11 protein-coding genes are annotated in these 13,361 nt (G+C 41.6%); all 11 read right to left on the reverse strand.

Going from position 1 to position 13,361, the window contains the following annotated elements; translation table 11 throughout:
* Positions 1 to 7: 7 nt before the first annotated feature.
* Positions 8 to 3,601: a DUF5717 family protein gene (locus D6856_RS04440; RefSeq protein ID WP_120685890.1), complete on the reverse strand. Its 3,594-nt coding sequence runs from the start codon at positions 3,599 to 3,601 to the stop codon at positions 8 to 10.
* Between the two features lie 213 nt (positions 3,602 to 3,814).
* Positions 3,815 to 5,026, reverse strand: a complete 1,212-nt coding sequence (locus D6856_RS04445) for an ABC transporter permease (RefSeq protein ID WP_120685891.1) — start codon at positions 5,024 to 5,026, stop codon at positions 3,815 to 3,817.
* Positions 5,027 to 5,029: 3 nt separating this feature from the next.
* Positions 5,030 to 6,244, reverse strand: a complete 1,215-nt coding sequence (locus D6856_RS04450; protein ID WP_120685892.1) for an ABC transporter permease — start codon at positions 6,242 to 6,244, stop codon at positions 5,030 to 5,032.
* Between the two features lie 2 nt (positions 6,245 to 6,246).
* Complete coding sequence (locus D6856_RS04455) at positions 6,247 to 7,860, reverse strand: efflux RND transporter periplasmic adaptor subunit (RefSeq protein WP_120685893.1); 1,614 nt, start codon at positions 7,858 to 7,860, stop codon at positions 6,247 to 6,249.
* Positions 7,861 to 7,881: 21 nt separating this feature from the next.
* Complete coding sequence (locus D6856_RS04460) at positions 7,882 to 8,583, reverse strand: ABC transporter ATP-binding protein (RefSeq protein ID WP_120655937.1); 702 nt, start codon at positions 8,581 to 8,583, stop codon at positions 7,882 to 7,884.
* Positions 8,584 to 8,872: 289 nt separating this feature from the next.
* Positions 8,873 to 9,730: a type II CAAX endopeptidase family protein gene (locus tag D6856_RS04465; protein WP_207667265.1), complete on the reverse strand. Its 858-nt coding sequence runs from the start codon at positions 9,728 to 9,730 to the stop codon at positions 8,873 to 8,875.
* 48 nt (positions 9,731 to 9,778) lie between these two features.
* Positions 9,779 to 10,627, reverse strand: a complete 849-nt coding sequence (locus D6856_RS04470; RefSeq protein WP_120685895.1) for a CPBP family intramembrane glutamic endopeptidase — start codon at positions 10,625 to 10,627, stop codon at positions 9,779 to 9,781.
* Positions 10,628 to 10,655: 28 nt separating this feature from the next.
* Positions 10,656 to 11,318: a hypothetical protein gene (locus D6856_RS04475; RefSeq protein WP_120685896.1), complete on the reverse strand. Its 663-nt coding sequence runs from the start codon at positions 11,316 to 11,318 to the stop codon at positions 10,656 to 10,658.
* Positions 11,319 to 11,332: 14 nt separating this feature from the next.
* Positions 11,333 to 11,989 carry a hypothetical protein gene (locus D6856_RS04480; RefSeq protein ID WP_120685897.1) on the reverse strand — a complete coding sequence of 219 codons (657 nt, stop codon included), beginning with the start codon at positions 11,987 to 11,989 and terminating at the stop codon, positions 11,333 to 11,335.
* A gap of 3 nt (positions 11,990 to 11,992) precedes the next feature.
* Positions 11,993 to 12,871 carry an ABC transporter ATP-binding protein gene (locus D6856_RS04485; protein WP_120685898.1) on the reverse strand — a complete coding sequence of 293 codons (879 nt, stop codon included), beginning with the start codon at positions 12,869 to 12,871 and terminating at the stop codon, positions 11,993 to 11,995.
* Positions 12,872 to 12,899: 28 nt separating this feature from the next.
* Positions 12,900 to 13,268: a GntR family transcriptional regulator gene (locus D6856_RS04490; protein ID WP_092248232.1), complete on the reverse strand. Its 369-nt coding sequence runs from the start codon at positions 13,266 to 13,268 to the stop codon at positions 12,900 to 12,902.
* Between the last annotated feature and the right edge of the window lie 93 nt (positions 13,269 to 13,361).

The raw sequence follows: 13,361 nt of genomic DNA on the forward strand, positions 1-13,361 counted from the left end.
TTATTATTTATTCTGTAAAAGACTCGCTTTGAAGCGGTCCAAACAACTTATTGCACATATAGTTCTTCTTATGATATTCGGAAAGCAGCTTATCTACAGTGTCATAATCCTGCAAAGTCTCTCCGATCATAATGTCGTTGATCAGATTGTATCTGCTCATTCCGGTCTGACTCTTAACTATATCGCTCTTCTGGATGGTTCCGCTCTCTGTAAGAGCATCCTCATCGTCAGGCTTTTCTTCCGTAATGTAGTACTGCAGCTGCTCACCAAAGAAAAGAACAAACGCAGTTACATAGATTCCGTCATACATCTCCTGCATTGCAAGTGAATGGTATTCGTTGTCATCCTCTGTCGCAAGTCTGTAGTGGACAGTGCAACGCGTACCCGGAGCAGTCCTATACTCAAGCATGGTCTTGTCGCTAAAGGAAACCATATCCGGAATGATATCCGCATACTCCTGATAAAAAGGAAAATAGATTCCCTTTGTCGAAAGATCCTTAAGGAACATCTCCGCTACATCCGGATTGACGCTCTCTTCGGAGCTCTTTTCCGCAGCATAATATCTTAGATATGCAAGCTTGCAAATATCCTGAAGCGGAGCATTCTGAATCGCAAGCACCTCTGTCCTGTCAAATATATATACATCGGTGATATTGCCGTGCACAAAACTGTCGTAAGCATTCTGTGCAAGAAATGCCATCTCAACCTCAGTGTTGGCGCCGTTTTGAACATATGACCTGAATATCTCCGTGCGCTCTCCTATATAGGATCCGCAGTAGAGCATTTGCACGATCATCTTTTCACAGAGCGTGTATGTATCTATTCCGAATGCCTCGGCGGCTTTCCAGATATCTCTCATCTCCTTGAGTGTTCCGGAGAAGAACCTTACAAGATAGATCAAAAGCTGCTCATCATATTTGCCGTTTACAAACGAATAATGCGCAACCTCTATCGCATCACCCTCGGGGGGATACATATCTCTGTCAAGAAGCCTTCCGCACATGCGAAGGATGATCTTTGCATCAATGCCATAGCAACCGTACACAAGGATCCACTCAAGTGCTTTCTCGTACAAACCGCCCATTACCATAAGCTCTATAAGCTCATTTCTTTCCTTGGCGGTCATATCTGTCGGATCTATATCCACAAGATATTCAGTGAGCTGCCTCGTAAAATCATTCTCATAATAAAATCTGATAAGATTATTGCGGATCTCATTTCTGCAAGATTTACGCACAAGCTCCGACTCCGCAAGATCTCTGTATCTTCCGACATTGTCCATGTCGATCGTGTAAGCGTTTTTGCCAAGATCGCACAGGAACAGATCCAGGTTTTCTTTTCCCTTTTGAATATACGGAATGGCGTAACCCGCTATCTTGCCCGGAAGCATCATCTTTACATTGTTATAAGGAATGCTCTTGGCATATCTGTTGTCATCATGATCTATCAAAAGGACCGTATAATCGCTTCCGTACAGCGGCACATATGCACGTCCGTTTGTAACGGGATATCTCATCTCTTTTTCGCACTTATCATATACGACCAAAACGCCGCATATCTTGGGATCCTCAACCGTGATCTCGCAAGTATAGAGCGCAGTCAAAACCTTGGATGCATTCGCGGCATCCACCATCTGCTTGGTGATAAGGTTCTTGTACAGATAGCCCAGATCCTTGCCGACTCTGCCCTTATCAAGCTGTGCCATGAGATACTTCTCGATCTGAGGAACATAAGCATCGTAAAGCTCAGGATACTCATCTCTTCTCTCATGAATATATCTGTAAAGGATCGCATTCTTATCATATTCAAGATCGCTCTGATATGAGAAATACATAAGAACCATCTTGTTGATGTCGCAAGGAAGCAGTCCGTTCTCATCGGTATAAATGGACATCATATAGTACTCATACAGCCTAGTGATACGAAGCTCTCTCTCGACACCCTTTCTGTACCACTCAAACGTGTACTTGCCGTTTTCACCGCCCTTGATCAAAAGAGCTACGATAGCCTCAAGCACGTCATCTCCCTGCTTGATCTCATAGCAGGACTTAAGTATCCTAAAGAGTCTCTTATCATAATTTCTTACTCTTGCCGACAAATAAACTATCTGATCGATAAGATTAAGACTTATCATCTGCTTTTTGGCGCCGTATTCAAGTATGCACAGCTCCTGATCTTCAAGACGCGTCAAAATAGAAGGCGAATCATTCAAAAGATTCATCGCCTCAAGGTAGAGTATCGGACTCGTGCATCCGTATGAAAACTGCTCGCTGAGCATCATCCACTTTCTTGAGCCGCTCATCGCGGATTCTTCGGAAACATATTGTAAAAGCCAAGCTATGCGCCAGTTATCCTTGTTCCTTCTGTATATACCTTCAAGCCTGTCGGAAATATCGTTGACATAGCTGTCCTCTTTACTGCACAAAGAAGAAAGGTACAGGTAATAGCTGTAAAGCTCATCTCCGGGTGCATCCTCAACTTCTCTTGCAAGCTGATCGAGTATCCATTTGCCCTCATTTACTCTTCCGGCGGTGATATAGTACTGCGCCGTGTAAAGCCTAAACGCAAGGTCTTTTTCATCGACCGCGTTCATGCGTGCGATCACTTTACCCGTCTCGGAAAGCCACGCCTTAGACGATATCTTTTTACATCTGAAATTCTCATATACCTTAATAAGCTGAACTATCAGTTTCTTTTTCTCCTGATAATCAGCGGTAGGATGCTTGCCCGTAACATTCACCGATACGGTTACCGGAATGGATGTGCTTGAAAAAGCATTATAAAAAACGATCTTGCCGAAATTATTGCCTTCATGAATCTTATCGGGACGTAGTCTTACCTTGATATGACATGTGCTGCCGGTAAAATCATCCTCGGAAATATCGTATTTATCGAGCATGATAAAATCGCACTCAGGCTTAGCAAACAGCTTACTGTAGCCCCAGCCGTTGCGCGTTATAAGAATACTGTTGTCATGGAATATTCCCGTAAAATCAATAACAAGCTCTTTCTGGTCAAAAAGAAAAGCCATGGGTTGCTTCTTGTTGATCGAAATAAGGAACTCTTCGACATTCTGCTCGTTACCGGGAGACGCGGATAAGCCCCTGTAGAGACTCTCATACTGATCGTCGTTCCCCTTCAATACGGAAAGAAACTCATCCGAATAAAAGAGATTAACGGCCTCTTCCCAATCTGTCTTGGCAAGATTTGCAAAGTGGAAAAGATTCTTGATATCACCGAGGCTTGAAACAATCTGCTCATGCCTTACGGTGACTACAAAAGGGAGTACATACTCTCCCTGATTGGAAACAATACGAAAATCACCCTGAAGGACATCGCCGCTGCTCAGTCCTACAGCGCTGAATCTATAAGAAACCTCATAAGGTGAGCCGGAAAATGCTTTTGTAAGAACTTCCATCCTGATATCCGTTGAACTGACAGTGCCGTCAACAAGCCTGTTTTCAGGTCCAAAGATGGTAAAAGAGCCCTCGGTGATATCACCCGGACTCATAGAAAGTTCTATACGAGGAGTTGAGAAATCCAGGCTCTTTTCTTCATATTCAAATTTTCCCTGTAGTAGTCTGTCTACTATTTCTCTCACGATTCACCCCAAAAATGTCATAATATATCTACAATAGTATACCATAAAATGAGACATGATACGACTTTGTTAACAATATCTTGTGGTAATTAATAAAAAAATGATATTCTACCCCAATGTTTGGAATACAACGACACAGGGACCACCCATAAAGGGCAGCCCCTGCGCACACACATGTATTTGAAACAATTATTTGGAAGGAAAACTAATTTATTACTCGGCTCTTAGAGCCTCGATGGGATCGAGCTTGGCAGCTCTCTTTGCAGGATATATTCCGAAGAACAATCCGATTCCCGTTGATATAAACACAACAACGATCACCAATACCGGATTAACAGTATATGGGAAGTCTACCATTGCACATGCTATTCTCGCTAAAGTAAGTCCCAATATAATACCTATTATTCCACCAAGAAAAGTAAGTATAGCCGCTTCCGCAAGGAACTGCGTAAGAATCGAAGAAGTCCTTGCTCCGAGAGATTTTCTGATACCGATCTCTCTTGTTCTCTCGGTAACCGATACGGTCATGATGTTCATAACACCTATACCGCCGACCAAAAGAGATATTGAAGCGATCAAAGCAACTACTGCGGTTACGACATTAAGAATCGTATCGCTTGTTGAATCCATTCCGGATGATGCATCAACCTTTACCGCACTTTCGCCTCTTATTCCAAGCACGTTTTCAACAACGCTCTTCATCTTGGCAGCGGCTTCATCCTTGTTGTCCTTGTGCATATATGCAGTCACTTTGGTAAACATGGTATTTACATCTTTGTTATAAGCAAGCGCCACCGTTGTATATGGAACATCGCCCTGCAAAGAAGGATCATCTCCCTCTGCATAAGACTCATCCATTGATGTGTTTTCTCTTATACCTACAACCGTGAAATCCTTGGTAATATCACCGTTGGTAATCTCTATCGTCTCACCTACCGCATTTTCATATCCGAATAGTTTCATTGCAGAAACTTGTGATATAACACAGACATAATTGGCTGCATTTACATCATCACGCGTGAAATACCTTCCGTACAGAATCTTGTTCTGTCCATTCTCGGAAAGTGCATCACTTCCACCGGAAAAAGAAAGATTGTAAGTTTTCTTTGTTCCTTTTCCGTTTCCGTATAAGGAAACCGACGGACTAAGTCCGTAAATGCAACTCATATTGCGCTCTATAGCTTCCATATTTTCCGGAGTAAAGCACTTATCCGTTTTTGCTACATCAAGTGAGACATTTATCGTAGCAACCTCAAGCGCAGACATTTCTCCGGTAACCGCAGCCCTAAGTCCGTCACCAATCACGAGGACTGCAAGCACGGCGGCTATTCCTATTATGATTCCAAGCATGGTCAAAAGAGATCTACCCTTATTGTTTCGTATACTTGAAATCGCACTTTTTAAATATTCTCTTATTACTCCCATACTTTATACTCTCAATGCATCTATAGGTTTCATTTTGGCTGCTTTTCTGGCAGGATATATTCCAAATCCAAGACCGATACCAACCGAAATAAGTGTTGCTCCCAGAACCGAACCGGGAGTTATTATCAGCTTAAAGTGTAGTAACGAACAAACTACAAACGATAATCCTATTCCGACAATGATACCTATAACACCGCCGGAAAGAGTTAAAACCGCAGCCTCAGACAAAAACTGTGCCGTTATAGCTCCGGTTCTTGCTCCGATTGACTTTCGAATTCCTATTTCTCTTGTTCTCTCTGTTACCGATACCAACATGATATTCATGATTCCGATTCCGCCAACTACAAGCGATATAACCGCTACCCATATCAAAAATGTTGACGCACCGCCAAGGACCGTATTGATCTCTTCAGACATATCCGCCATACTGTATGACCAAAGAGCGTTGGCTCCACGCAGTCCATGTGCATTCTCAAGTACCTTCGCGCATTCTTTTACTTTCTTTTGAAGAACATCCTGATCCGCAAAGATCAGGAACATGTTCAGTTTATCGATATCGTATCCGAAATCCGAAGCAAATGCTGTATACGGAGTCTCTATTGTGGCATAATAATCCATATCTCCGGCAAATGTATTTATCATTTCGCTGTTTATATCTTCTCGGAGACCTATAACAGTATATTCCGCAGTTTTACCTGCTATAGTAATTTCAACCACATTGCCGAGGCATTCCTCGGTACCAAATAAGTGTTTTGCATCATTCTTCATCATGATGCACACTTTCTGTCCCGTTTCCACCATCTGCCTTGTAAAATACTGTCCCTTGTAAACCTTGCTGCTGACAGCAAGCTCTACAGCTTCCGTTCCCCCGATCACATCGGCCTGATATGTTCCTCTTGGCCCCTTTGCTCTTGCAGTCGTTTCGTCAAAGTAAGGAGATACACCCTTAAGATCCGATACGGATTCTTCAAGAAGTCTGATATCATCAGGGGTAAAAAGCTCGGTGGTCTTACTTGAATCGATAACAACATAACCGTAGTTACCGACAATTCCGTTGATCTCACCGTTTACATAATCAGTCATACCTTTTCCGAGCGAAACAACCGTGATAACGGCCGCAATACCGATAATAATACCGAGCATCGTCATAAAGGTTCTGTAACCGTTATGCTTCATCTGATTTATTGCACTTTTTAAATATTCTTTGACAGTTCCCATTATCACATTTCCATAGCTACAACCGGCATTCCGTCAGTGAGCGTTTCAAGATTTGTTGTAATTACTTTGTCGTTCACAGAAAGGCCTTCAACAATCTGAGCCTCTGTGCTTGTAGAAATACCGATCTTAACATTTTTTCTTGTAGCAACGCCGTTCTCAAGTACATATACATAGTCGCCATCGGCATCGGTAAGCACATACTCGTAAGGAAGAACTATAGTGTTCTCTGCCTTTTCAGCATGAATCTTATTGCTTGCTTCCACGCCGAGGATAATGTCCTTATCGGGATTAGTAACCTTAATTGTTGTATCTACAACCGCTACGCCGTTGTCATTCTTAGTAGCTGAGCCTGAGATCTGTGTGATCTCTCCGTTATAAGCCTTGCCGTTTATTGTAATATCAACCTTCTGTCCGACAGAAATCTTGGGAAGGTCTGACTTTGATACCTTCACATCAACCTGCACATCATCAAGATTTGCAAGTGTGATCATCTTTGTTCCGGGTGCAACTGTTGCGCCTTCAACTACCTCTACCTCTGTTACAACGCCGTTGAAATCAGCCTTAACGCCATCCTTTGCTTCCTGGATCTTTGCAATCGTATCTTCCTGTGTGAGCTGTGTTGACTCCATGGAAGCCTTGGTAGCTGTAGCTGTTCCGCCGTTTACCTGAGCGGCCTTGGCACTTGAAAGATGAGCCTGCTCCTCAGCAAGAGTTGTCTTTTGTTTCTGCCATCCCTGAATCTCGGGATCATTTTTAAGAGCATCCTGTACTTCAATAATGGACTCCTGAAGTGCAAGTGACATCTGCTTGTTGCCCTCCGAAACATCACTGTCGTTGTCGTCATTTTCTCTTCTTGTGATGTATTCGTCATTACCGTCAAGGTAAGTCTCAGCCGTTCCGTCGGCAATACCGTTCTGGTTTACATCAAGCATAGTCTTATTAAGATCAGAAAGAGTCTGATTCATTCTGTTTGTCTTTTCCTGAATCTTGTCATCAAGAGCGTCCATCTCTGCCGTGATGGCATCAAGTCTCTCGTTGATCTGCTGAGAATTCATACCCTGAGCATAATCTCTGTCGGCGGCTGCCGGGCCTGCGTAAAGCGCACTGTAATTACCCTTGGCCTGCTTGATCGCAAGCTGAGCATTCTTTTCCGCAAGATCAAGCTGTGCCGCATCATATGTGTAAAGCACATCTCCGGATGTAACCTTGTCTCCGATCTTTACATTGAGCTGATCGACAGGTGCGTTTACATCCGCAAAGTAGCTCTTGGAATCAGCACTTTCAACCGTTCCGGAAACAGAAAGAATATTCTCAATCGTTCCGTTTGCCACGTCAACTGTCTCTACAGGCAAACCTGCACTCTTGCCTGCAAGGAAAGCTCTGCCGATGAAAAAGACAAGAAGAAGAGCCACTATGCCGAGTACTATCCATTTTTTCTTTAATTTTTTCTTGGGCTTCTTAACTTCTTCTACCTCAAAATCATCGTCTTCATCATAGATCTCAACGGAATTGCCCGTTGTCTCTTTGATCTCATTCTTGTTTTCAACGACGGGAGTAGTTTCTTTTTCTTCCTCTTTTAACTCCACGTCTTTCTTTAAGTCCTTGTTTTCTGCCATTTCGTTTTCCACTCCCTTAAATCAATCTTCTTTGTAATCCGGATTTATAATGTCACTCTTTATCATTCCGTCAGAGATAGTAATAATTCGTTTTGCCTGCTGGGCGATACCGGGATCATGTGTGATGATGATGACCGTTCTGCCCTCAGAGTAAAGTCTCTTGATGATCTTCATGATCTCTTTACTCGATGCCGAGTCCAGGTTACCCGTAGGCTCATCCGCAAGCAGTATCGGAGGTGCCTGCGCGATCGCTCTTGCTATCGCAACTCTCTGCTGCTGTCCACCTGACATTTCGTTAGGTTTGTGAGTCTTTCTCTTTTCTAGACCTACGCTGTTAAGCGCTGCGTTTGCAAGTCTGTCTCTCTCTTTCTTGCCGACCCCTCTGTAAATAAGAGGAAGCTCAACGTTTTCAAGAGCCGTAAGAGACTGTATCAGGTTGAATCCCTGGAAGATGAATCCGATCTCTTTGTTTCTGATATCCGATTGTTCATCGTCAGTCATATGTGATACATCCTGTCCGTGGAGATAATATTTACCGCTGGTCGGTGTATCGAGACATCCAAGCATGTTCATAAGTGTAGACTTACCTGAACCCGACTGACCGATAATAGCTACGAACTCCCTCTCACCTATCGTAAGGCTCACATGATTCAGTGCCCTTACTTCATTTTCTCCGGGATTGTATATCTTGCTTACATCCTTTATTACTACAAGTTTTTTCATTTCATCAGTTTCCTCTATTACAATGTTACACGTAGTACGATAGCTGTACTATGCTCGTCGTAGTAACTTTACTACTCTTATTTTCTTCTGTCAATACTTTGATTCTAAAAAATGTAAAAAGTTTAACGCAGTTTTATTTCACTGTATATATAGTATCAAATACCTTTCTGAGTTTCCTGTGGTTTATCTTACATATCGATATTCTAAGCTTACATTTTTGTAAGGTTTCCGAATCTCTTTATAAAAAGAGCGCCCGTACTGCTACGAAACGCTCTGTTATGCTTATGTTTTATGCTGCTTGTTCTTTTGCCGGGGCCTCTTTAATTCTTTGCTCGGCAATCTTTTTAGTCACCAATTGGGTAAGAATTACGGAAGCAATCGAAAGAATGCCATATATTATGATATAACGGATCATATTGGAAGAATCTGCTCTTTCTTTCTCCGCAACTTCGCCCCATGTTGTGCCCATAGCTGAATATCTTGCCACCTCGATCACGGTAGTTATCGCACCGTATGTATTGATCAGCACATGCATGATGATCGACGTGAAAATACTTCCGCTTGCTCTGTTAGCATAAGCGAATATAATTCCCAAAACCCATGCGTAACAAAATTGGTTTAAGTTCATATGGAACGCTCCAAACAAAAATCCCGAAACAATGGAAGCTACAATAAAAGGACAAACCTTAGCAAGTCTGTTTTGGAAAAAGCCTCTCATTAGTATCTCTTCACAGATAGGAGCGATCAGCGCAGCTTGTAAAATAAATATTACCGATGAGCTTCCAACAAGCGATTCAGCCGTGCTCGCGATAATATTTGGAACAAACAACTGCGACAATAAATCCATAAATAAAACTATCGGATAAGAAACAACAGTCAAGAGAACCGTAAGAAGTACGATCTTCCAACTGATAGGCTTAAATCCAAATGCCTGTAAAAAGCTTCCTTCTTTTCTGTTAAATGCAATAACGATAGCAAGCGCAGGTATAAGGAAACCCAGATAAGTTACAATCCCCGGAAATATAATCCCGGTGAACGCCGCCACAACTCCAAGCACTAATGAACCACTAATTCCTGCAATAATCACCAATACAAATATAGCCAATATGGCAAAAAACTCTTTTTTATTAAAAACCTTGTTTTCCACAACTCTCTCCTTCTTCAAGTCTGACATGATAGTATTTTTTATAAAGCGTTAGGCATTAGCCTGTAAATCTGTCCCCTCTTTCTTAGCGATCGCTTTGAGAACAAGACGCGTAAGGAAGAATGAGATAACTGCGAGAACTCCCGTCACTACAACACTGATAGCCATAGTTGTCATATCTGTCCTGTAGGCTTCGGCGCCTTCCGCCATAGATATTCCCGCATCCTGAGCAACTTTTGTCGTAAAGACCATCACTGCGAAACCCAAACTGTTAAAGATCGCATGCATGATAGTTGACGTAACTATACTTCCGCTTGCTCTGTTTGTGTAAGCAAAAACTATTCCGAGTACCCAGGCATAACAAAATTGATTAATATTCATGTGCAGTACACCGAATAAGAATCCTGTAAGTACTGCGGATACGCCAAAAGGAATAAGCTTTGAAAACCTGTTTTGAAAAAAACCTCTCATGAGTAGTTCTTCACATATAGGTGCCATAATTGCCATAGAAATAAAAACAGGCAATACCGGTCCGTCCATCAAAGAATCGGCTGATTGTATCAAAATATTAGGCACAAACAACTGCGAGATCACATTTGCAAACCATCCCATAGGCATTGATACAAATGTAAGAAGAATTGTAAGAAAAAAAGTTCCTGCCTTAATCTTCTTTATTCCAAAAGATTCAATAAAACCATCGCCCTTTATAAAGCTATAAATAAATACAACCGCCAACATCGGGACATAAAGCAGTAACGAAGTTACTATTATGGGAATGTCTATTCCCGCCGATGCCGCCCATGGTGCCACAGCTCGTGACACCAGGATCATCACCGCCATCACTGCCGCAAATACGATCAGCAGCCTGATAAATTCTGCTTTGTCTTTAATCTTTTCCATACTCTTTCCTCTTTCTTTTTTATAGTAGTTATACCGAATAGTTAACCGGTATCTTCCTAAAGGTCAACCAATTTACCATCAGACCTACTATAGCAAAGATAACGACTCCCGTCCACAGCTGAGGCTGTCCTAAAACCGCTCCCCTTATCCAGTCCATGAACAATCTTGTTATTTCTACAATCTTGTCTGACGCCCCCAAAGTTCTGGGAAAAATCAATATAACAGCAAAATAAATAATGTAATATACCCAAAAAGCCTTCTTTCCGTATCGCATCATATTATTTCCGGCAAGACCTTCTACCCAGTTAAATAAGCCAAAAACAAGTATAATTAGTTTAACTATCATACTTCCTCTTCCGATAAGCAAAAAAGCTATGCATGCTACCACAAGTATCTCGGCAATATCCGCCACTCTTTCCAATACAAACAGCTTTTTCCTTGTCATTCCAAAGGTAAGGCCTCTGGTTATCTCATCGGCCATGGTAATAAGCTTAATAAATAAATTTACTCCCACATATATTCCCGAAATCAATGTAGCAATGAGTATGCGTATATTTCCTGCTCTCATGTCATCGTCTCCCGAAATAAATCCGATAAACAGCACCAAAAGAACAATAAATGAAATAATCAACAAATTATATATTTCACTCAGCTTTTTCAGTCTTGCTATTGCTTTAATGTCTCTACTCATATCTGTTCTCCTCATTAAACTACCATACTCTTTTTATTGAGGTTATATGCCCAAAATTCAAAGAGTGTAAATAGCACTGCCGCTACAATAATAAAACCGATAACAAACCCGGTCACCGGATTGCCTTCCGTCAAAAAAGCTTCTCTTCTCATCGCAATAACGTTTGATAACGTTGCGCTTAAAAATACTCCGATCATAATTGGAATAATGATCACTATCCTTCCGATCTTTTTAATCTTATGACCTAAAATTAACCCCAGCGGTCCCATTATAAATCCTAAGATAGCGGTTCCGATAAGAACCATAACAGAATCCATGTTACCAATCACTGCCAAAGCGATAAGAACTATAAAGTTACTTAGCACGAACACCGCCTGTTTGATCATTTCTCCAATAAAAATATCTTTCCTCCTACAGCCAAGAGAAAGTGCTATGCTGTCATACCAATTGGGTCCGTATACAGAAAACATGAAATTACACAAGATTACCATATAGGATCCGTAACGCAGCGCATTCCCTATGCTATTCATAAAGGAATCCTTTAAGCTTCCATCAATAAATACCAGACTGTTAAATACTATCATCATCATCAGAAATGCAAAGACAAATAAAGCCTGCTTTGCTCCCTGCACAAAATAGTATTTGGCCGCTCTCTTAGAAAGTTCGCTCATTTCTCACGCCTCCTTTCTTCCGCCCATGCACATTGCGTAGAAAAGATTCTGCAGTGATACAGGCTCAACCTGTACTCCTTCGCCAAAACTCTCAACAGGCTTATCCGCAAGAACCGTAACAACCTTATTTCTTCCAAGGCTCTCGGGATTATAGATCTTAAATCCTTCCGTAACCTTATCAACCGCATCCGTATCACCGCTTACACGATACGCTCTTGAAAGTAGCTCATCTAAGTTTTCCTGATACTTAATCTCTCCTTTATCTATGATGATAATTTTCTCAAACAATGATGCTGCTTCCTCAATTATGTGAGTACTGATGATAAAAGTTCTTCCAGTCTCACTGTACTCTTCTATAACAAGCTTGTAGAACTGCTCTCTCGCAACAACATCAAGTCCCGCAACGGGCTCATCAAGGATAGTGATGTCCGCTTTGCTTGCGAGCGCCACGATAATTGTCACTGCCGAAAGCATACCTTTTGAAAGCTTACTGATTCTCTTTTTGACATCGATATTAAAAAGCTTTATCAGTTCTTTTGCATAAGCTTCATCCCAATTTACGTAAAAGGCCCTTGCCGTAGCCAGATACTCTTTTACCTTAAGAGTATTGGGGCCAAACATCGTAACGGGTGAGATCTCTCTCGAATAGCAGATATGTGAAAGAGATTCTTCGTTCTCCCAAACAGGCTTGCCGTCTAATGTGATCTCACCTTGCGTAGCGGGATTCTGTGCAGTCAGAATGGATAAAAGAGTTGTCTTTCCCGCACCGTTTCTTCCGATGAGTCCGTAGATCTTACCTGTCTCTATTTCAACGCTTACATTCTTAAGTACGTTTTCTTTGCCGTATGATTTAACTATATTTTTTCCCGATAATATGCTCATATTATTGTCTCCTTTTTAATCTAAGGTCTTATTCTTCATTACTTTGGTCTATCATTTTCTTAAGCTCCTGCTTATCTATTCCGATAAGCTTGGCCTCAGTGATTATCTTCTTTACAAATGTCTCATAAAAGTTCTTTTTTCTCTCTTCAATTATCTTTCCTTTTGCTCCAGTCTGTACAAACATACCGATTCCCCTTTTCTTATAAAGTACTTCTTTGTCCACCAGAATGTTGATACCCTTAGCCGCAGTTGCCGGATTGATCTTATAGAACTTGGAAAGCTCTGTAGTACTCGGAACCTGCTCTTCTTCATTAAGTATGCCTCGCAGTATCTCATCCTCTATCATTTCACTTATCTGTAGATAGATTGATTTGTCTTCGCCTAAATTATCCAGCACACCGATTACCTCCTTTAGTTTATTGGTTAATTACTTGTGTAATTAACCATACAACATCTCAAACCTCTTGTCAATATATGTATGTTTTATAGT

Source organism: Butyrivibrio sp. XB500-5, assembly GCF_003625505.1.
Taxonomy (GTDB): Bacteria; Bacillota; Clostridia; order Lachnospirales; family Lachnospiraceae; genus Butyrivibrio.

Coding starts and splice junctions, on each gene's coding strand:
- D6856_RS04450 (WP_120685892.1), bottom strand. CDS start 6,244: ATGGGAACTGTCAAAGAATATTTAAAAAGTGCAATAAATCAGATGAAG.
- D6856_RS04485 (WP_120685898.1), bottom strand. CDS start 12,871: ATGAGCATATTATCGGGAAAAAATATAGTTAAATCATACGGCAAAGAA.
- D6856_RS04470 (WP_120685895.1), bottom strand. CDS start 10,627: ATGGAAAAGATTAAAGACAAAGCAGAATTTATCAGGCTGCTGATCGTA.
- D6856_RS04455 (WP_120685893.1), bottom strand. CDS start 7,860: ATGGCAGAAAACAAGGACTTAAAGAAAGACGTGGAGTTAAAAGAGGAA.
- D6856_RS04475 (WP_120685896.1), bottom strand. CDS start 11,318: ATGAGTAGAGACATTAAAGCAATAGCAAGACTGAAAAAGCTGAGTGAA.
- D6856_RS04460 (WP_120655937.1), bottom strand. CDS start 8,583: ATGAAAAAACTTGTAGTAATAAAGGATGTAAGCAAGATATACAATCCC.
- D6856_RS04445 (WP_120685891.1), bottom strand. CDS start 5,026: ATGGGAGTAATAAGAGAATATTTAAAAAGTGCGATTTCAAGTATACGA.
- D6856_RS04480 (WP_120685897.1), bottom strand. CDS start 11,989: ATGAGCGAACTTTCTAAGAGAGCGGCCAAATACTATTTTGTGCAGGGA.